Raw genomic sequence first — 19,162 nt, 5'->3', positions numbered from 1 at the left:
ATAACGTGATAGTTTGTAGCATATTGAATAAATGTGAACTGCGTCACATTGGGCCATTTTTTGATCACATCTACGGATTCGAAGGAGCATGCATGGGCGTATCAAGAACTCTCGTTATGGGAGGCATTCGCTCGGGAAAAACCGCGCTGGCGGAGCAGTTGGCCACCGAATCCGGCGGTGCGGTGGTCTACGTTGCCACGGCCACGGTGGGGGATGAGGAAATGGCGCAGCGGGTGAAACGGCATGTGGACAGCCGCCCGGATCACTGGGGGCTGGCGGAAGCACCGCTGCGGCTTGCCAGTGTCCTGGAGACCCACAGGGGCGAGATCTCTCCACCTTTCCTGTTGATCGACTGCATGAGCCTTTGGGTCAGCAATCTGCTGTTTGCCGGCGAGGAGACCTTCAACCGCGAGCGCGAAGCGTTTCTGGAGGCGTTGCGGAGCTATCCCGGCAGTGTCGCCATTGTCAGCAACGAAGTGGGGCTGGGCACCATCGGTATGGACCCGCTGACCCGCCGGTTCTGCGATGAGCTGGGCTGGCTGAACCAGGCGCTTGCGGCCACCTGTGACCAGGTAGTGATGAGCGTTGCCGGGCTGCCGCTGTGGTTAAAGGAGCTCGAGGAGTAACGGGCGTCAGACCCCGTGGCTCTGCAGGCTGCTGAGTACGCCGTGATCGGAATGATCAATGCGTACGCGGCTGCGGCAGGCATAGGGAACCGCCAGGACCGAGAAGGAGCGCGTCAGGGGGATGCCCATAACCTCGGCCAGTATCATACGGATCACGCCACCATGGCACATCACCAGAACACGCTGTCCTGCAGCTTCACGACACCAGTGATGCCACGCCTCTCGGACCCTGGCGTGAAATTCCGCCATGGGTTCGCCGCCGGGGGGCGGATGCGCGACCGGGTCGCGCCAGAACCGGGCCAGCGCCTCCGGGGCGCCAGCGAGGATGGTGTCGGCGGTCATGCCTTCCCAGGCTCCGAAACTGATTTCCCGCAGGCGTTCGTCCTGCTCCAGGGGAATCCCCCGTTCAGATGCCAATTGCTCAGCGAACTCGCGGCACCGCATCAGCGGTGAGGTAATGATACGGCTCCAGGTATCGTTCTCTGAAAGGGCGCCACGCATCTGTTGCCAACCCGTTTCACTGAGTGGATCGTCCTGACTTCCCCGGAACATCGGGCCACCGGCGGGCTCGCCGTGGCGGATCAGATCAATGATCGTGGTGATTCCGGTGTTCATAACGCAACATCCTTATTGGTCACGCCGGCATCGGCAAAACTCGCCATGTGGTTGTGCAGGGCGCAGGCGGCCCTCAGCAGGGGCACGGCTACTGCCGCGCCACTGCCTTCGCCCAGGCGCATGCCGAGATCCAGCAGGGGCTTCGCATCCAGAGCTTCCAGAACCCTGGCGTGCCCGGGCTCCGCCGAGCGGTGGGCGAACAGTAGCCAATCCCGCAGCGCGGGCTGCTGATGCACTCCCAGCAATGCGGCAACCGAGACAATATAACCATCCACCAGCACCGGAATGCCCCGCGCCGCGCAACCCAGAATCGCGCCGGTCAGCGCGGCAATCTCAAAGCCGCCAAGAGAGGTCAGTACTGTCAAAGGATCGGTGCTGTCACCGTGTCGTTTCAGTGCCCTGGCCACCACCTGACTTTTGCGGGAAATCCCCGCCGTGTCCAAACCTGTTCCGGGACCGACCAGTTGTTCTGGAGCTTCGTTCAGCAGAGCACAGGCCAGGGCAGCGGCACTGGTGGTATTACCAATGCCCATGTCGCCGCCAATAAACAGCCGGCATCCGGCGTTGGCGGCACGTTCGGCCGCCGCGTCGCCACTGGCCAGCGCGGCACACACCTGGGCCTCGGTCATCGCGTTGGTCACCGCCAGGTTGGCCGTCGCCGGGGCGATCTGTTCGTCCCGGACACCGGGTAACACTGGCACCTCGCCCACAGTGCCCAGATTAACTACCTCCAGCGACGCATCCAGCTGTTTTGCCATCACGCTGATGGCCGCGCCACCGCCTGCGAAGTTGCCGATCATCTGTGCTGTCACTTCCTGCGGGAACGCAGACACGCCTTCCTCGCACACGCCATGGTCGCCGGCAAATACGGTGATTCGTACGGGATCCACCGTTGGTTGTTCAGCTCTCTGCAGACCAGCCAGTTGTACCGCCAGTTGTTCCAGTTGCCCCAGAGAACCCGGTGGCTTGGTTAGAACCTGCTGGCGATCCGTTGCTTGTCGGATCCGGAGCGTATCTGGTTTCGGTGGCTGCTGGGTCCAGCTTGGAGGCAGAGAAGGCATGAATGATTCCTAGCCAATGAAAACAGGGAATGGTCTACCCCACTCGAAAAGGTGTCAAGGCCGACGGTGACTCGGGTAAACTCCTGCCTGATCAAGAACGCCCATAGTCTGGGGAATTGGTTGGGTAGGGCTCTCCAAAACCCTGCGGAGCCATGGATGGCGGAGCGGAGCTTACAGGGATGTATTCACAGCGTGTTTTGGAGAGCCCTACCCAACCAATTCCTTGCTCCCAAGTTTGTCTATTTAAGAGAGATGCCGCCAATTTGAACGCCTTGGTATTCCCCATGATTGTTTGCCTTATTGCTGTGCTTCTGGATCGCTGGCTTGGCGAACCTCGCCGTTGGCATCCGCTGGTAGGGTTCGGACGTCTGGTGGGATTGGTGGAACGGTGGTTGAACCGGTCGCCGATGCATAAAGGTCGGTCAATATCATGGGGGCTGCTGGGCGTATTAATCCTGGTGCTGCCAGTGCTGATGGTGGCCGAGCTATTGCGATGGACGCTGAATGGATGGGTGTATCTGCTGCTGCAAACTTTGGTGTTGTACCTTGCACTGTCGATCAGAGGGCTGATGGAGCATGGTCGGGCGGTGTCGGATGCGTTGCATAGCGGCGACCTTGAGCTTGCACGAGAACAGGTTGGCCGGATTGTCAGCCGTAACGCGAGTGCGTTAGATGAACAGGGCGTGGCAGCGGCGGCAAGCGAGTCGATGCTGGAAAACGGGGCGGATGCGGTGTTTGCCAGTTTGTTCTGGTTTCTGGTGGCGGGCATTCCCGGGGTATTGCTGCATCGGATGGTGAACACGCTGGATGCCATGTGGGGCTATCGCAATGAACGTTATCTGTATTTCGGGCGGGTGGCCGCCCGCCTGGATGATGTCATGAACTGGGTGCCCGCCCGGCTGACTGCGCTGACCTATGCCTTGCTTGGCAACACCCGCCTGGCCTGGCGATGCTGGCGGACCCAGGCCCCTCAGTGGGACAGCCCGAATGCCGGGCCGGTGATGGCCGCCGGTGCCGGAGCCCTGGCGGTGTCATTGGGCGGCCCTTCGCCTTATGCGAATGGCGTAAAACAGCGACCGGTGCTGGGACAGGGACCGGCGGCCAGCGCGGACACAGTGGACGGTGCGCTCCGCCTGGTGTGGTTGGGTGTCTGGCTGTGGCTTGGCGTGCTTGCATTGTTTGCCGTGGCAGGCGTTCTGTGGAGCGTAGGGATATGACCATGACGCCACCGGAACATGGCGGACGACTCAATGCAGCGGCAAAACGCTGGGGCATTCCCCGCGATCAGTGGCTTGATCTGTCTACGGGTATCAATCCCCATGGCTGGCCGGTGCCGGATCTGCCGCCGGAGGTCTGGCAGCGGTTGCCGGAACCGGACGATGGCCTGGAAACCTTGGTGCGGCAGTGGGCGGGCGCTCCCGCTGACGCTGCCTGTGTACCGGTGGCTGGCAGCCAGGAGGCGATCATGGCGTTGCCCCGGTTGCGAGCCCCGTGCCGTGTGGGCGTTCCTAGCCCCGGCTACCGGGAGCACGGTCATAGCTGGTCCTGTGCCGGGCATCAGGTGGTCAGCCTGGATTGGACACAGGTGGCCGGTGAGGACGAATCCTGGCTGGACGATCTGGATGTGCTGGTGTGCATCAACCCCAACAATCCCACCGGAGAGACCGTCGAACCGGAGCGTCTGCTGCGCTGGCACCAGCGGCTGCAACGCCGGGGCGGATGGCTGATCGTCGATGAGGCGTTTGTTGACGGCTGTCCGGAGCTGAGCCTGGGGGCTGCGACCGGACGGGAAGGCCTGGTGGTATTGCGTTCTCTCGGTAAGTTCTTTGGTCTGGCGGGTGTGCGGGCTGGCGCGGTGCTGACCGGGCCGGAACTGGCTGAACGCCTGCGAAGCACGATTGGTCCCTGGACGGTGAGTGGTCCCGCCCGTTACGTGATGCGGCTGGCCCTGGCGGATGAACGCTGGCAGGCCTCGACTGCCGAGCGATTGTTGGCAGACAGTCAGCGGCTGGGGCGGTTACTGGCGTCTTATGGGCTGCATGGCTCCAGCGGTACGCGTTTATTTCGATATGTTGAGCACCCACGCTCGGCGGAATTGACGGATGGGCTGGCCAGGCACGGCATCTTGGTGCGTCGGTTCGATCACCCGCCGGCTCTGCGGTTTGGGCTGCCTGGTTCCGAAGCGGAGTGGGAACGACTGTCGCAGGCCTTGGCGGCTTGCCGAATGTCATTGACCAATCGTTAACCGATTGCTAGCCTTCCCGCACTTTTTCAGGTGCCCCGTGCAAAGCGACACAGGGGTGAAACGGGAAGCCGGTGAGAGTCCAGCGCTGCCCCCGCAACGGTAATTGAGTTAACGGTGATCGAATGCGCCACTGTACCCCCTGAGGGTATGGGAAGGCGATCACCCGGGTCTGTCTGAGGCAGACCGCTCATAAGCCCGGAGACCGGCCTGGAATTGCCAGATGTTGCGGTGGGCGACAGTGTGGCAGGTGCCGGCTACTCCAACCCGACCTGGATGCTCCCCGACCACCTGCTTCTTCTCCCGTTACCCGATTGCCTGCCCCGACGTCATTACCCAATCCATTCGTGCGGGCGTGCACGAGTATGAGGACGTTGAGATGAAGTACGCACTATCGACCGCTACCCTGTCTGCGGCAACCCTGTTGATCACAGCCCAGCCCGCCCTGGGGGATGAAGCTTCCGAATCCACGCTGGACCCGATTGTGGTCACCGCGACTCTGGGCCCGAAAACCCGGGGCGAAAGCGATTCCTCTGTTACCGTGATCGATCAAGAGGCCATCGAACGCCTGCAGCCCCAGACGTTTGAGGAACTGCTGGTAGGTCAGCCGGGCCTGGACATCACCAGCAATGGCTCTTTCGGCAAGAACATCAGTGTGTACACCCGGGGTACCGGCAGCGAATCCACCGTGTTCATGGTGGATGGCGTGCGCCTGCGCTCGGCCACCAGCGGCAGTGCCGCCTGGCAGTATTTCCCGCCGCAGATGATTGAGAGGGTGGAAATTGTGCGGGGCTCCCGCAGCAATCTTTACGGTGCCGATGCCGTTGGCGGCGTTATCCAGGCGTTCACCCACAGTGCGCCGACCGGTCATGAGGGTTGGGTTCAGGCCGGTGGCGGCAATTTCAACACGCAGGAGTATATTGCCGGAGCCGCCGGTACCGAAGGCCGGATGAAATACAGCCTGAGTGCAAGCCATCTGGAAACCGACGGCACCGCGATCGTGGAAGGCGGCGAAGACAAGGGTTTTCGTAACACCTCTGCCCTCGCATCCGTCGCCCACCAGTTTGACTCCGGCGGTGAGGCTGGCATTGTCCTTATGCGCGCCCAGGGCAATACCGAATTCGAGGGCGGTGATACCGACTTCGCCATCCAGACCCTCGGTTTCCGGTTGGACACCCCCATCAGCGATTACTGGCGCAGCCGCATCCTGCTGGCGGAATCCCTCGACGAATCGGATAACCGCGACTCCGGCAGCGAAAGCACCTTTGATACCAAGACCCGCAGCGCCCGCTGGGAAAACCAGATCAGCATTGGTCGTCACGAGTACATCGTGGGGGGCGAGCTGTTGGTGGATGAGATTGACAGCACCAGAGAATACGACGAATCGAGTCGAACAAACGCTGCTGTTTTTGGTCAGGCCCTGCTGAACTTCGGTCCGACCGACTTTCAACTGAGCCTGCGGGCGGACGACAACGAGGCCTTCGGTCGCGAGGAAACCGGGGCCGTGGCCATGGGCGTTGACCTGGACCGGAACCATCGGGTCCGGGTGAGCTACAGCACGTCCTTCCGCGCCCCTACCTTCAATGACCTCTACTTCCCCGGTTTTGGTAATCCGGACCTGAAACCGGAAACCGCCGGCAGTGCGGAACTGGGTATCGGCGGGCAGTATGCCAACTGGTTCTGGGATGCTGCCATTTATCAGACCGACGCCGATGACCTGATTGTGTTCACCACAATAGACGGACGATCTGCCCCGTTCAATGTAAACGAAGCGCGCATCCGGGGTGCCGAATTGAGTGGTGGGCTGGAGCTGGATGAATGGACTGTGCAGGCTGCCGTTTCGGTCACTGACCCCCGTGACAGGGAGACCGACAACCGGATCCGCCGCCGCAGCGCCAAGCAGTTCCGGGTGGACGTGGACCGGGCCTTTGGCCAGGTTTCCCTGGGTACCACAGTGAAGGGACAGGGCTATCGCTACGACGATGCCGACAACGATGAGCGTATCGCCGGCTTCGCCACCTGGGATCTGCGGGCGAAATGGCGGATTGATAGCCATTGGACCACCAATGTGTCGCTGGATAACGTGTTGGATAAAGAATACGCCACCGCACAGCGCTTTGGTGGAAGTAAGTACATTTCTGCGGGCCGTACCGCGATGCTGACCATACGCTACGACATCTGATCGACCACTGAGAGGCAAGGGTATGAACAACACACGGCCAGATCGGAACATTCACCGCCCGGTATTCGCCTTTCTGCTGGGCCTGGCAATGCTGTTCTCGCCTCCGGTGTCCGGTGCCACGGTTGTTGGCGTGGTCTCTGAACGCTCGGCGGCGGAGATGGCCGCCGGGGCGGAGCGATTCCTGGCCGCCAATCCGGATCACCGGGTGGTACTGCGAACGCCGGAACAACTGGCTGCCCTGGACAACCAGGCGCTGGATGAACTGGTCGGCCGTGCTGATGCGTTGCTGCTGGCTGCGGTATTTGGCGACCAGGTGGGCCGGCTTGAGCAGGCGGTTCGGGATCAGGCGAATGATCGCCGGTTTCCTATTCTGGCCGTCAACGGTGACCGTACTCTGACCCGTTTGTCCCGCCTGGAGGGCCGGACTGTGCTGGACGGGCTGGATGCCTCCTCCCTCAACGACCTGATGAAAGCCCCGGAGCCGGGAGCCGATGTGAAGGCCCACCGGAAGGCTTTGCGCCAACAGTTCCCGCAACAGGTCCCCTGGCTGGACGGACGAGCCCTTTATCAGGGCCGCACGCCCCAACATCTGGATGGCCTGTTGCGCTGGTTGCTGGTGCAGGCTGGCCATGACCTGGCCGTGCCTGAGCTACCACCGCGGGCACTGATTCGCTACTACCGTAACGGGGAAGCCTTGGAGGACGCCGGGGATCTGGAGCTGCAAGCCGGTCCTGTGGTGACCCTGCTGGACCTGGACAGCGGCGACCGCCCCGGAGACCGGGCCCTGCTGGATGCCACCTGTGCTGCCCTGGAATCCCGGGATATCCAGTGCTTTGCGATATTGTCCCGCTGGGGCGGGGCCAGCCTGGAAGCGGTACGTACCCTGGATAACGCTGTTGGGCCGGCTACTCTGTCCGGCATCATCAGCCTGCAGGATTTCACCATTGGCGGCGGTGAGGGCCGGCGCCAGGTGACCGAAGCACTGACCCAGCTGGATGTGCCGGTCATCAAGGGCCTGCGACTGGCCTCCCGCACCGCCAACCAGTGGCAACTGTCGGTTGATGGCATCCCGGCAGACAAGGTGCACTACAAACTGGCCATGCCGGAACTTCAGGGTGTCAGCCAGCCCATGGTGCTGGCCACGGCCGAACCGGAAGTGATTGACGAACACACCGGCGTGGCCCTGACCCTGACACAACCGGTGCCGGACCGGGTGGCAGCCGTGGCTGATCGCCTGAAGCGCTGGCAGGTTTTGCAGACCAAAGACAACGCTGACAAGCGCGTGGCCATCATCTACTACAACCACCCGCCGGGGCGCCAGAACATCGGCGCGGACAACCTGGATGTGCCCGCCTCCCTCTACGAAATGCTGACCTGGCTCGAGGATGAAGGCTACGACACCGGCCCGCTGCCGGACAGCCCGGAAGCGCTCACAGACCTGATCCAGCAGCGCGGCGTGAGCCTTCCGGATGATCCCCGGGCGCTGAGGGAGATGGCCGGGCAGGTGGCCTCCATGGACAGCGACACCTACCGGCGCTACCTGGAGACCCTGCCGGTGGTAGTCCAGCAGGAAATGGTCCACGGCCCCCTGGGCTACCTGCACGAGCGACTGGAACAGGCCCATGGCATGGGTGAGAAAGATCTGGCGACCGGGCTGCTGAACCGTGGCATCCGCGACCTGCGCCATCTGATCGAGCACGTCCAGCACCCCAACCGCAAGAACGCCCTGACCCGGCTGGATGAATACGAAACGCTCTGGCAGCGTCGGCTGAACGAAGGTGGCCACCAGGATGAACTGAAGGCCCGTCGTGATGCCCTGGCCAATACCGGGATACCCGGCCTCAAAGGCTGGGGCGAGGCGCCGGGGCAGTCCATGGTGGTGGACGACCGGCTGATCTTCCCCGGCCTGCGATTTGGCAACATCTATATCGGCCCGCAACCGCCCCGGGGCTGGGAAGTGGACGAGGAACTGCTGCACGCCAACACCACCTTCCCGCCGACCCATCAATACGTGGGCTTCTACCACTGGCTGCGGGATCACTATCAGGCGGATGCCCTGGTGTACGTTGGGCGCCACTCCACCCGGGAATTTCTTCCTCGTCGCCGTGCCGGGCTGACCGGGGACGACTACCCGGATCTGCTGGGTGGCGACCTGCCACTGATCTACCCCTACATCGTTGATGGTGTGGGCGAAGGCATACAGGCCAAACGCCGGGCCCTGGGGGTGATGATCAGCCACCTGACGCCGCCGCTGGCGGCCACCGAACTCTATGATGACTTGCTGGAATTGCGGCAGCTGGTGGAAACCTGGGAGTCCGCCAACGAGCCCGACAGCCCAACCCGGGAGCGGGCGCTGGATATGCTGCGGGAGAAAATCCGGATACTGGACATCGGCGAGGACCTGGAGCGGGAAATCGCTGGCGAGATGGGACTGTCGGAGGACGAAGTGTCCGTGGACGAACTATCACCCGACCTGTTGGTGCACGAAGCGGGCCACTACGTCACTGATATGCAGGAACACTTCATGCCTCTGGGGCTGCACGTGTTCGGCCGCGACTGGAGTGCGGATATGGTGGACACCATGCTGGACTCCATGGCCGGCAAGGCTGGCACTCCTGAGGCGGATTGGCGACAGAACCTGAAGGCTTCCCCGGCTGCGGAACGGCAAAGCTTCCTCGCTGCGCTGGACGGCCGCTTTGTGGCGCCGGGGCAGGGTAATGACCCATTGCGAACTCCGGCGGTATTGCCCACGGGCCGCAACTTCCATGCTCTGTCTGATGACCTGATTCCCACACGCGTGGCCTGGTCACTGGCGACCGAGCTGGCGGAAGAAGCCATGGCTGACAACAGCAAACAGCCGGGCGAGAGCGATGCCCTGGTGCTCTGGGCTTCCGACACTGTACGGGACGAAGGGGTAATGATCGCCTTTGGCATGAAACTGCTGGGTATTCGCCCGGTGTGGAACAGCCGGGGGATCGTGAAGGGGCTGGAACGTCTGCCCGCCGGACCGGAGACCGACACGCCGGTTCGACGCAACGTGGTCTTTACCACCTCCGGTTTGTTCCGGGACCTCTATGAGAGCCAGCTGGAATGGCTGGACCTGGCCTCCCGCTACGCCCTGGCCGGGGCGGCGAACACCATCGAAGCGGAACACCCGGACATGGTGGAAGCGTTGGATCAGGCCCTGTCGGATCTGCCGGTGGACATGCGCGAACGCGGTAATGAAACCCTGGCAGTCAACGGCGTCGCGGCCCGCTGGGTCGCGGATGCTCGGGTGCTGATGGCCGCGGGTGCCTCCGCGCGGGATGCCGGTGCCGAGGCCGCCCATCGGGTCTTTGGCACCGCACCGGGAGCCTACGGCGCCGGCGTGAACCGGCTGGCCACCCGCACTGGCGCCTGGCAGGACCGCTCACAACTGGGCGATGCCTACCGCCGTCGCATGGGCCACGTCTACGGCAAGGGCAGTCAGGGCGAGCCCGCTCACCAGGCCTTTGATCGCCAGCTGCACACCGTCAATCACACCTACCTGGGGCGGGCCAGTCATCTCTATGGCCTGCTGGATAACGACGACGGTTTCGACTTCCAGGGTGGTCTGTCCAACGCGGTGGAACACCTGCGCGGCGAGCCCCCGCAGAATCGCGTGTTGCAGTACGCCGACCCGAAGAATCCGCGTGTGGACTCGCTCCAGCGCGCACTGCAGGTGGAGCTGCGCGCCCGCAACCTCAACCCGCAATGGCTGGCGCCATTAATGGAGCATGGTTATGCGGGGGCCCGCACCATGGGCAGCGATTTCCTCGACAATCTCTGGGGTTGGCAGGTCACCAGCCCCCAGGTGCTGCGCTCCAGCATGTGGGACGAGATCAACGAAGTGTACTTCCAGGATCGCCATGACCTGGGGCTGGATGAGTTCCTGGCCGAGGGGCACAATGTCCACGTCAAGACTCATATGCAGGCCATTGCGTTGCTGGCGGCCAAGCGCGGGTTCTGGGAGGCGGATGTATTCACCCGTCGCGCCCTGGCCCGTGACTTCGCCGGCAATATCATCGACCATGGCCTGCCCGGCAGCGGCCATACCCGCCCCGACCATCCGCTGATGGACTGGGTGGCGGACCAGCTCGAGCCGCAACAGCGGGAAGCCTTTGAGTCCGCCCGCAAGGGTGGCTCGGCGGCTTACCCCCTAGGGGCCGCTGCCAATGACGATTGCCAGAATCAGACTAACCGGACAGCCTCATGCTGAATGTCTCCAGACCATTGGCGCTCTTCGGCGCAGCCGTGCTTGCCTTGTGGCAGGCGCCTGTACTTGCCGCCGAGGTGTGTGCTGTTGATGATACCGGCAAGGAGGTTTGCCTTGAGCAGCCGGCCAGCCGTATCGCGGCGTTGTCTCCCGGCGCCACCGAACTGGTCTGGGCCGCCGGTGCCGGAGAAAAAGTGGTCGCGGTGGTGTCCTTCAGTGATTATCCGGAAGCCGCCAAAGAGGTTGCTTCCGTGGGCAGCCATACCCGGATGGATCTGGAGCGGCTGATGGAACTGCAGCCGGACCTGGTGATCGGCTGGGTTACCGGCAATCCGCCGGAGCAGCTTGAAGCGCTGGCAGACCTGGGGTTACCGGTGTTTTCCATTGAGCCCCGCACGTTCGAGGCGGTGTCACACACCATTGAACGGCTGGCCACCCTGGCTGGCACCGAAGAAGAAGGCTTCGCCGAAGCCGAACGCTTCCGCCAGGGCATCGCCAAACTGGAACGCCAATACCGTAATGCGGAGCCAGTGCCGGTGTTCTATCAGGTCTGGGACGAACCGCTGATGACGGTGAACGATAAACACCTGATCGGCAAGGTGATCACCCTGTGTGGTGGCGTCAATGTGTTTGGTGACCTGGAACGACTGGTGCCTCGGATCAGCCCCGAGGCGGTGATCGGCGCCAACCCGGAAGCCATTCTCGCCGGTGGCATGGGGGAAGAGAACCGACACTGGCTGACCCGCTGGGAGGCATTCCCTGGTATTGATGCTACGGCCAAGGACAATCTTTATTTCATCCCACCGTCCCTGGTGCAGCGCCCGACACCCCGCATGCTGGAGGGTTCACAACTGTTCTGCCAGAAACTGGACGAAGCCCGTGCCAAACGCTGATCGGAGACGGCACCGGTGAGCCGGCCATTGCTTAAGCCGCTGCTGATCCTGGCGTTGGCCAGCCTGGCGGCGATGGTGTTGTCCGTGGGCACGGGCAGCGTCAGCGTGGCACCGGGGCAGGTGCTGGCGGTGCTTCTGGGTGAGGGCAGTAACCTGCAACAAACCCTGGTGCTGGAACTGCGCCTGCCCCGAACCCTGTCCGCGTTTGCCACCGGCGGGCTGTTGGCCGTGGCCGGAGCATTGATGCAGGTCCTCCTTCGCAACCCGCTGGCAGATCCCTATGTACTCGGCCTTTCCGGCGGCGCTGCCGTGGGCGCGTTGTTGGCCATGCTGGCCGGGCTGGGCGGTTTGATCATTTCCGGTTCGGCCTTTGCCGGCGCCCTGCTGGCCACCCTGATGGTGTTCGGTCTGGCCCATGGCACCGGCAGCTGGACGCCGTCACGACTATTGCTGACCGGTGTGGTGGTGGCAGCCGGCTGGGGCGCGGTGATTACCCTTATGCTGGCCATCAGCCCGGCCCAGCGCCTGCCCGGGATGCTGTACTGGCTGATGGGGGATGTGTCCTACGCCCGTTCGCCCTGGCCGGCTCTGGGCTTCCTGTTACTGGTGTGCCTGCTGGTGGTGCCGCTCGGCCGCAGCCTGAACGTACTGGCGCGCGGACCTATGCAGGCAGCCGCTTTGGGGGTTGCGGTGCGACCGCTGGAGTGGACGATCTATATCCTCGCCAGTCTGCTCACTGCGACCGCTGTCACCATGGCTGGCAGTATCGGTTTTGTCGGCCTGGTGGTGCCCCACATGTTGCGACTGGTGCTGGGGAACGACCAGCGCCTGATCCTGCCTGCCTGCGCCCTGGGCGGAGGTGCCCTGCTGGTGCTGGCGGATACCCTGGCGCGGGTGGTTATTGCGCCGGAACAATTACCGGTGGGTGTGATTACCGCCCTGCTGGGGGTGCCCACATTCCTTTACCTGTTGTACCGGAGCCGCTGATGAATCCGTTACGGGCAAAAGAACTGGTCATTGATATTCCCGACCGGGGCGACGGCCAGCCCCTGGACTTCACGGTGAAACCGGGGCAGATGTGGGGCGTGCTGGGCCCGAACGGCGCTGGCAAGACAACACTGCTGCACACCCTGGCCGGCCTGCGGGCGCCGCGCCATGGGGAAGTCCGTTTGGGTGAGCACTCACTGACCGAGCTCCGGCGCCGGCGGATTTCACAACAACTGGGGTTGGTGTTTCAGGAACGGCAGGATGGCTTTCCTGCCACGGTACTGGAAACCGCGCTGATTGGCCGCCACCCCTGGCTGTCGCCCTGGCAGATGGAATCGGGGGAGGATGAGCGCTTTGCGCGGCAGGCACTGGAACAACTGGATGTGGGCCACTTGAGCGACCGCCTGGTGAACACCCTTTCCGGTGGCGAGCGTCAGCGTGTGGCCATCGCCACAGTGCTGACACAGGCGCCCGATACCTGGCTGCTGGATGAACCCACCAACCATCTGGACCTGCACCATCAGGTGTCGGTATTGCAGTTGCTGACGGAGCAGGCTCGCAGTGGGCGCTCGGTATTTATGTGTCTGCACGACCTCAACCTGGCTGCCCGCTGGTGTGATCACCTGTTATTGCTCTTTCCAAACGGCGAAGCGTGCTGGGGGGCAGCCGAACGGATGTTGGTGCCGTCTGCACTCGAAAGACTTTATGACCAGGAGTTGTTGGCGGTGGAGGTAGACGGCACGCCACTCTTTGTGCCCAGGAAAGGCTAAACACAGGATGCGATTGCGGTAGCCAAACCGATGGTTTAGCATGCTCCATTGGAAGACAGGTGCCCCTAACGTCAGGGGATAATCGGGAAGTGTGGTTAGGCCCCAGGCCAATCCCACGGCTGCCCCCGCATCGGTAATAAAGGTTAAACCCTGCTATACCACCGGCTACGGCTGGGAAGGAGCAGGGCTCGATGGCGCCATTGCTGCGCTGTCGCCCTTTGAGCCCGAAGACCGGCCTGTTATTTTATCAATCCTTCAACGGTGCGGCGGGCACTTGGGGAATTATATGTCTGCTATTGTCTCATCTGCAAAGGCGAGGCCTAAGGCCTCTCTGATCAACGTTTCTTCTCTTCTGCAACAAGGGGCGGTTGTCCTGTTCGGCGTTCTTATCCTTTTCGCCGTTGGGTTTGTGCCTCTGGATGTCGCGCACAACGCGGCACACGATACCCGCCACAGTTTTGTGTTTCCCTGCCACTGAACATCAGTGTGTCGTAGGGGGATCTGTCCCTGCGAGTGAAATACAGCGTTGTTAACCAGAAGTTGAAGGAAATTCTAATGTTCCGTTCGCTAATTTTCGGCGCCTGTTTGATTGGCGTTATTACCGGTCTGTTGCTCACCGCTGTTCAGTCGGTTGGGGTGACACCGACGCTTTTGGCTGCAGAGCAGTTTGAAAGTAGTGAGGCGCCAGCAGAGGTTGCGCACACTCACCATAATCACACTCATGGCGAAGGTGAGAGTGCAGATCACCATCACGATCCTGATGTCTGGGCGCCCGAAGAGGGTACTGAGAGGTGGCTGTATACGGCGCTGTCGAATGTGCTGGCGGCGATTGGTTTCTCCGCGATCATGCTGGTGGTTATGAATCAACTGTATGTTCGCGGTCGCCTACGACTAACGCCGGCCCACGGTTTGTTTGTCGGGGCGTGCAGTTATCTTGTGGTGTTCGTTGCGCCTGCCATCGGGTTGCCCCCGGAAATTCCCGGTACGGCCAGTCCCGCACTGATGTCCCGCCAGCTGTGGTGGGTATTCGCCGTGTTGTCGGTTGCCATTGGATTGGGTGTGCTATTTTTGGCACGACGCTGGAAAAAAGTGCTCGCATTCCCTTTGTTGGTCCTGCCTTATGGGTTTGTACCCGTACACACCGGGCCGTTATTCGAGAACCCCGACGCGACGGTCGTCGCATCGCTCATGGCTTTGCACAGCGACTTCATCTGGATATCAGCGATTACTAATCTGTTTTTCTGGTTATCGGTCGGATTGTTATGCGCCCTGATACTGCAACGTTCATACAAGACAAGTCAGATCGGTAATGAGCAAGCGCCAGCCTGAGTTTCCGTTTACCGCAATCGTTGGGCAGGAGCCGCTGAAAACCGCGTTGGTGCTGAATGCAATCAACCCCCGGATTGGCGGCGTCGTAATTTCGGGCCCACGCGGGAGCGCCAAGTCGACGCTCGCACGGGGGCTGGCAGATGTATTGCCGATCACCGAGCGGAAAAGCTTGCCGTTTGTGAACCTTCCTTTGAGTACAACGGAGGATCGCCTGGTGGGCAGTTTGGACCTTCAGCAGGTTCTGACCCAACAGGAAACCGCTTTCCGACCCGGCCTATTTGCCGACGCAGACGGCGGAGTGCTGTATGTGGATGAAGTCAACTTATTGCCAGACAACCTGGTCGATTTGCTTTTGGACACAGCCGCGCGTGGCATTAATGTGGTTGAGCGCGACGGTATCAGCCATAGCCACAGTGCCCGGTTCATGCTCATCGGTACGATGAACCCGGATGAAGGTGATTTACGCCCCCAGTTGCTGGACAGGTTTGGGCTGTGTGTGGAGTTGGCGCACACCATGCCCAGGGATCAGCGTGTGGCCATCGTTCAACAATGCGAGGCCTTTGAACGCGACCCGGATGGCTTTTGTGCGGATTTTGCGCCGGAGCAGAAAGCGCTGGCGGAACGCATTCGAACGGCGCAGTCGCTCTTGCCGGGCGTTGTTACCGATCCGTGGGTGTACCAGTACATCGCAGAGGCCTGTGAAGCCGCCCAGGTTGAAGGAGTGCGAGCGGATGTGGGCTGGCACCGGGCGGCGCAGGCTCATGCGGCCTGGCGGGGCAGCGACACCATTGCCCGGGAAGATCTGGACGCCGTGGAGGAATGGGTGCTCGTCCATCGTCGCAAGATGGCAGCCGAGCCGCCTGATTTCCCCCCGCCCTCATCGCCGCCTCCATCCAAGGGTTCTTCAGGGGCATCCCGGGTGGATAGTCAGAAGTCAGAAGCCCGAAACGGGCAAGGCTCTAGTGCCTCAGAGAGTACGTCCGAACAGGGCCAGTGGGGCGCCATGCCACCAATAGCAGAGAAGACGCTCCCACTCGATCAGGGCATTCATAATCGATTGCCGCAATTGCAGTCAGCGCTGGCGCATCGCATGCAAAGCCCTGTGTCAGAGGCCAGCAGCAAACGCAAAGGCCGCCAGAGCGGGCAACGTTCCCGTTTACAGGGGGCCGAAAAGCCAGATTGGTTTGCCACTCTGGTGGCTAGCCGGGGCCGATGGCCGTTAACCTCAATCCGCTTTCAGAAGGAACGCGTAGGGCAGCCGACGGTGCACTTCGTGTTACTGGATACGTCTGGCTCCACCCTGGGTGGGCGCCTGTTCGGTCAGGCCAAAGGCCTGGTCCAGGCGTTGGCGACCCTGGCCTATGGCAAGCGCGATCAAATGGCGGTCCTGGGGTTTGGTAATGACCGGATCACGCCGCTGCTTCAACGCTGTCGGGCACCCAAGGCCATGCTTTCACGGCTGGATGCCTTAAGCGGGGGCGGAGGTACGCCTTTGCGTGAGGCTCTCGCTCAGGCGTCCCGACTGATTCGTCAGTGGCACAAACGGGAGCCTGGGCTCAGGGTGAAAACCTACCTGATAACCGATGGCCGAACTCGCCAGTCTCTGGTCGGCTTACCGCCTCTTGGCGACTGCGTGGTGGTGGATGTGGAACGGGGCCCGGTCAAACGGGGGCGGGCCCAGCGAATTGCGCAACAACTCGGTGCCGTCTATCTGCCCGGGTCTGTTATGGGAGTCGAAGCCGGATGAACCCCACCGATAAAAACGCGATCACTGAATCGGTAAGTTGCCCCGCGGTTTTTATTGCTGCGCCCGCATCGGGCCAGGGTAAAACCACCATCACCGCCGCTCTGGCGCGACTGTTGCGTAACCAGGGCAAAGTAGTGCGGGTGTTCAAAACTGGCCCGGATTATCTTGATCCACAGGTGCTGGCCCAGGCCTCCGGGCAGCCGGTAGATCAGCTCGACCTCTGGATGGCTGGTGAGACCTATTGCCGACGACGGCTTTTCGAGGCAGCTCGCAGCGCTGACGTGATTCTGGTGGAAGGCGCCATGGGGATTTTCGATGGTGAGCCGTCAAGTGCCGACCTGGCGGCCAGGTTCGGTTTGCCCATGTTGATCGTGATGGACGTTAAGGGCATGGCCCAGACGGCCGCTGCCTTGGTATCCGGCATCGCCAACTTCCGCGATGATGTGTCGGTGGTCGGTCTGCTTGCCAATGCTTGTGCTTCCGCGCGTCACCGAGAGCTGATCGAACTGGCGCTGCCCAAAGATGTTCCGCTGTTGGCGGCGTTACCCCGTGATTCGAGTCTGGCCCTGCCGGAACGTCACCTGGGTCTGGTCCAGGCTTCCGAAGTGCAGGAAGATCTGGAGCTCCGGTTTGAGGCCGGGGCAAAAGCACTCGCCTCCGAAGCGCTGGCAGAGGCTTTGATGCGCCTGCCTCCGGTAGTGTTTGAAGCACCGTTTGAGGACCCCTTCGTTGAGCTGCCTTCCATGGCCGGTATAACGGTGGGCGTAGCTCGGGATCCGGCTTTCAGCTTTGTTTACCAAGCCAATCTGGATCTGCTGCAGCAGATGGGGGCGGAGCTTTGTTACTTCTCGCCTATTGCGGACAGTTGCCTCCCTGAGTGTGACGCGCTGTGGCTGCCCGGTGGTTATCCCGAACTCTATGCCAGCTCGCTTGCCGGTAATCGCAGTATGAAAGCGGCGCTTCTCGGCTTTTTTGCCGCCGACAAGCCCATTCTTGCCGAATGTGGCGGCTTGCTGTATTGCCTGGAGACCCTGACGGACTATAACGATCAGACTCACGAAATGCTGGGCCTGCTACCGGGGGAGGGCGCCATGCGCGGCCGCCGCGGGTGCCAGGGCATGCAAACCGCCGACCTGCCGGAAGGGCCGGTACGGGCGCATGCTCACCACCGTTCGATAAGCCAGGGAACGCCCGAACCTATCACCCACGGGCGCCGACAGCGACACCCCGCACCCGGCGAACCAATCTATCGTGCCCGTCGCCTTACCGCCTCCTATCTCCACCTGTTTTTTCCAAATAATCCCACAGCGGTGGCAAGGCTGTTCTCCCCGGAGCCACAGCTTCAAACCTGCGACCAAAGTGATTCAAGGAGCCTGTCCGATGCAGTTGAATAAGATTCCGGCCACCGTTGTAACCGGCTTTCTCGGTAGCGGTAAAACCACGCTGCTGGCGAGCATCCTGCAACAGGCGTCTGGTAAGCGCATTGCCGTGATAGTGAATGAGTTCGGTGAGCAGGATATCGACTCCGACCTACTGCGCAGCTGCTCACTGGGGTGCGAAGAAGAAAGCGTAACCGATTCGGACGACGGCATTTATGAGTTGGCCAACGGCTGCATTTGTTGCACGGTGGAGGAAGAGTTTCTGCCGGTCATGAAAAAACTGGTGGAGCGGCGCCAGGACATCGATCATATCCTCATTGAGACCAGTGGCCTGGCATTGCCGAAACCCCTGGTTCAGGCTTTTAACTGGCCGGACGTCCGCCAGCACTGCACCGTGGATGCCATCATCACGCTTGTTGATGGGCCCGCTGTGGCGCAGGGCCGTTACGCCGATGATGTGGATAAGGTCGATGCTCAACGGCGCGCGGATGAAAATCTGGACCATGACGCGAGCTTGAGAGAACTGTTGGACGATCAATTGGGTGCGGCCGATCTGGTCATTGTCACCAAGACCGATTTGCTCAGTTCTGAACAGAAGCACGATGTTGAGCGCATCGTCCAGCAGCGGGTTCCCGCCGCCGTTAAAACCCTTTTTATCGATAGAAATACTTTGACGGAAGACACGGCCCAGCTGAAGGCACTGATGGGCATGGCCGCTGCCAGCGAACAGACGATTGATCAGGTTGAAAATCATCACGACCGCTATCACATGGAGGGGGCGCACCACGACCATGCTCACGATCATTTCGATTCTTGTGTGGTGACGCTCGGAGAGGTGGACGCGGATCGTCTGGCAGAAGGGCTTCGGGAATTACTGCAGACAAATCCGATCTATCGCGCCAAGGGCTTCGCGGCTCTGCCCGGCAAGCCGATGCGCCAGGTGATACAGGCCGTTGGCAAGCGCCTCGATAGCCACTTTGATCGGCTCTGGCGACCAGGCGAGACACGGCAGACCCAGTTGGTGATTATTGGTAAACATCTGGACCCGGCCCAAATCCAGGCCACCTTGGCCAGGGCGGAGAGGGTCCAGGCCTAGC

Annotated in this window: 15 protein-coding genes, 1 pseudogene and 2 riboswitches; of the genes and pseudogenes, 14 read left to right on the top strand and 2 right to left on the bottom strand. The window is 61.7% G+C overall.

Annotation, left to right across the window (positions count from 1 at the left end; translation table 11 throughout):
- Positions 1 to 92 precede the first annotated feature (92 nt).
- Positions 93 to 626, top strand: coding sequence for a bifunctional adenosylcobinamide kinase/adenosylcobinamide-phosphate guanylyltransferase (cobU, locus tag ACQUWM_RS15460; protein WP_428922744.1), 534 nt, complete (start codon positions 93 to 95; stop codon positions 624 to 626).
- Positions 627 to 632: 6 nt separating this feature from the next.
- Here the strand turns inward: cobU and ACQUWM_RS15455 are convergent, their stop codons facing one another.
- Both ACQUWM_RS15455 and cobT read right to left on the bottom strand, forming a co-directional pair.
- Positions 633 to 1,241, bottom strand: coding sequence for a histidine phosphatase family protein (locus ACQUWM_RS15455; protein WP_428922743.1), 609 nt, complete (start codon positions 1,239 to 1,241; stop codon positions 633 to 635).
- Positions 1,238 to 2,293 (bottom strand): nicotinate-nucleotide--dimethylbenzimidazole phosphoribosyltransferase, encoded by a 1,056-nt coding sequence (gene cobT / locus ACQUWM_RS15450; RefSeq protein ID WP_407001959.1) that lies wholly within the window; start codon positions 2,291 to 2,293, stop codon positions 1,238 to 1,240. The genes ACQUWM_RS15455 and cobT overlap by 4 nt, the downstream gene beginning before the upstream one ends.
- A 293-nt stretch (positions 2,294 to 2,586) precedes the next feature.
- Here cobT and cbiB point away from each other — a divergent pair, with 293 nt between their 5' ends.
- The 13 genes and pseudogenes from cbiB (at position 2,587) to cobW (ending at position 19,161) form a co-directional block, all read left to right on the top strand.
- A complete protein-coding gene (cbiB, locus tag ACQUWM_RS15445) occupies positions 2,587 to 3,519 on the top strand; it encodes an adenosylcobinamide-phosphate synthase CbiB (protein ID WP_428922742.1) in 933 nt (310 codons plus the stop codon).
- Positions 3,516 to 4,547 carry a threonine-phosphate decarboxylase CobD gene (gene cobD, locus ACQUWM_RS15440; RefSeq protein ID WP_428922741.1) on the top strand — a complete coding sequence of 344 codons (1,032 nt, stop codon included), beginning with the start codon at positions 3,516 to 3,518 and terminating at the stop codon, positions 4,545 to 4,547. Before cbiB ends, cobD begins: the two co-directional genes overlap by 4 nt.
- Positions 4,548 to 4,558: 11 nt before the next feature.
- Positions 4,559 to 4,772, top strand: a riboswitch (cobalamin riboswitch).
- On the top strand, positions 4,768 to 6,726 hold the full coding sequence (locus ACQUWM_RS15435) for a TonB-dependent receptor plug domain-containing protein (RefSeq protein WP_428922740.1): 1,959 nt from the start codon (positions 4,768 to 4,770) through the stop codon (positions 6,724 to 6,726). (Overlaps the previous riboswitch by 5 nt.)
- A gap of 22 nt (positions 6,727 to 6,748) precedes the next feature.
- Positions 6,749 to 10,963 carry a cobaltochelatase subunit CobN gene (locus ACQUWM_RS15430; RefSeq protein WP_428922739.1) on the top strand — a complete coding sequence of 1,405 codons (4,215 nt, stop codon included), beginning with the start codon at positions 6,749 to 6,751 and terminating at the stop codon, positions 10,961 to 10,963.
- Positions 10,957 to 11,853 carry a cobalamin-binding protein gene (locus tag ACQUWM_RS15425; protein WP_428922738.1) on the top strand — a complete coding sequence of 299 codons (897 nt, stop codon included), beginning with the start codon at positions 10,957 to 10,959 and terminating at the stop codon, positions 11,851 to 11,853. The genes ACQUWM_RS15430 and ACQUWM_RS15425 overlap by 7 nt, the downstream gene beginning before the upstream one ends.
- Positions 11,854 to 11,925: 72 nt before the next feature.
- Positions 11,926 to 12,840 (top strand): FecCD family ABC transporter permease, encoded by a 915-nt coding sequence (locus tag ACQUWM_RS15420; RefSeq protein ID WP_407001960.1) that lies wholly within the window; start codon positions 11,926 to 11,928, stop codon positions 12,838 to 12,840.
- Entirely contained in the window at positions 12,840 to 13,610 is a 771-nt protein-coding gene (locus ACQUWM_RS15415; RefSeq protein ID WP_428922737.1) for an ABC transporter ATP-binding protein, read from the top strand. Before ACQUWM_RS15420 ends, ACQUWM_RS15415 begins: the two co-directional genes overlap by 1 nt.
- Before the next feature lie 40 nt (positions 13,611 to 13,650).
- Positions 13,651 to 13,864: riboswitch (cobalamin riboswitch) on the top strand.
- Between the two features lie 32 nt (positions 13,865 to 13,896).
- Positions 13,897 to 14,088 carry a CbtB domain-containing protein gene (locus tag ACQUWM_RS15410; protein ID WP_407001929.1) on the top strand — a complete coding sequence of 64 codons (192 nt, stop codon included), beginning with the start codon at positions 13,897 to 13,899 and terminating at the stop codon, positions 14,086 to 14,088.
- Between the two features lie 77 nt (positions 14,089 to 14,165).
- Positions 14,166 to 14,939, top strand: coding sequence for a CbtA family protein (locus tag ACQUWM_RS15405; RefSeq protein WP_428922736.1), 774 nt, complete (start codon positions 14,166 to 14,168; stop codon positions 14,937 to 14,939).
- Positions 14,920 to 15,948 (top strand): annotated as a pseudogene (locus tag ACQUWM_RS15400) (ATP-binding protein); the annotation flags it as partial. The gene ACQUWM_RS15405 and the pseudogene ACQUWM_RS15400, both read left to right, overlap by 20 nt.
- The gene (locus tag ACQUWM_RS15395) at positions 15,943 to 16,686 is read left to right on the top strand and encodes a vWA domain-containing protein (RefSeq protein WP_428922817.1); all 744 of its coding nucleotides are present in this window, start codon (positions 15,943 to 15,945) and stop codon (positions 16,684 to 16,686) included. The pseudogene ACQUWM_RS15400 and the gene ACQUWM_RS15395, both read left to right, overlap by 6 nt.
- Positions 16,683 to 18,080 (top strand): cobyrinate a,c-diamide synthase, encoded by a 1,398-nt coding sequence (locus tag ACQUWM_RS15390; protein WP_428922735.1) that lies wholly within the window; start codon positions 16,683 to 16,685, stop codon positions 18,078 to 18,080. Before ACQUWM_RS15395 ends, ACQUWM_RS15390 begins: the two co-directional genes overlap by 4 nt.
- A complete protein-coding gene (gene cobW / locus ACQUWM_RS15385; protein ID WP_428922734.1) occupies positions 18,067 to 19,161 on the top strand; it encodes a cobalamin biosynthesis protein CobW in 1,095 nt (364 codons plus the stop codon). Before ACQUWM_RS15390 ends, cobW begins: the two co-directional genes overlap by 14 nt.
- Position 19,162 lies beyond the last annotated feature (1 nt).

Source organism: Marinobacter sp. DUT-3, assembly GCF_050379435.1.
GTDB lineage: Bacteria > Pseudomonadota > Gammaproteobacteria > Pseudomonadales > Oleiphilaceae > Marinobacter.
Note: the sequence above shows the minus strand (reverse complement) of the source record. Positions and strands in the feature narration are given on the sequence as shown.

Coding starts and splice junctions, on each gene's coding strand:
- ACQUWM_RS15420 (WP_407001960.1), top strand. CDS start 11,926: ATGGTGTTGTCCGTGGGCACGGGCAGCGTCAGCGTGGCACCGGGGCAG.
- ACQUWM_RS15410 (WP_407001929.1), top strand. CDS start 13,897: ATGTCTGCTATTGTCTCATCTGCAAAGGCGAGGCCTAAGGCCTCTCTG.
- cobW (WP_428922734.1), top strand. CDS start 18,067: ATGCAGTTGAATAAGATTCCGGCCACCGTTGTAACCGGCTTTCTCGGT.
- ACQUWM_RS15405 (WP_428922736.1), top strand. CDS start 14,166: ATGTTCCGTTCGCTAATTTTCGGCGCCTGTTTGATTGGCGTTATTACC.
- ACQUWM_RS15435 (WP_428922740.1), top strand. CDS start 4,768: ATGTTGCGGTGGGCGACAGTGTGGCAGGTGCCGGCTACTCCAACCCGA.
- cobD (WP_428922741.1), top strand. CDS start 3,516: ATGACCATGACGCCACCGGAACATGGCGGACGACTCAATGCAGCGGCA.
- ACQUWM_RS15390 (WP_428922735.1), top strand. CDS start 16,683: ATGAACCCCACCGATAAAAACGCGATCACTGAATCGGTAAGTTGCCCC.
- cbiB (WP_428922742.1), top strand. CDS start 2,587: ATGATTGTTTGCCTTATTGCTGTGCTTCTGGATCGCTGGCTTGGCGAA.
- ACQUWM_RS15415 (WP_428922737.1), top strand. CDS start 12,840: ATGAATCCGTTACGGGCAAAAGAACTGGTCATTGATATTCCCGACCGG.
- ACQUWM_RS15430 (WP_428922739.1), top strand. CDS start 6,749: ATGAACAACACACGGCCAGATCGGAACATTCACCGCCCGGTATTCGCC.
- ACQUWM_RS15395 (WP_428922817.1), top strand. CDS start 15,943: ATGCCACCAATAGCAGAGAAGACGCTCCCACTCGATCAGGGCATTCAT.
- cobU (WP_428922744.1), top strand. CDS start 93: ATGGGCGTATCAAGAACTCTCGTTATGGGAGGCATTCGCTCGGGAAAA.
- ACQUWM_RS15425 (WP_428922738.1), top strand. CDS start 10,957: ATGCTGAATGTCTCCAGACCATTGGCGCTCTTCGGCGCAGCCGTGCTT.
- ACQUWM_RS15455 (WP_428922743.1), bottom strand. CDS start 1,241: ATGAACACCGGAATCACCACGATCATTGATCTGATCCGCCACGGCGAG.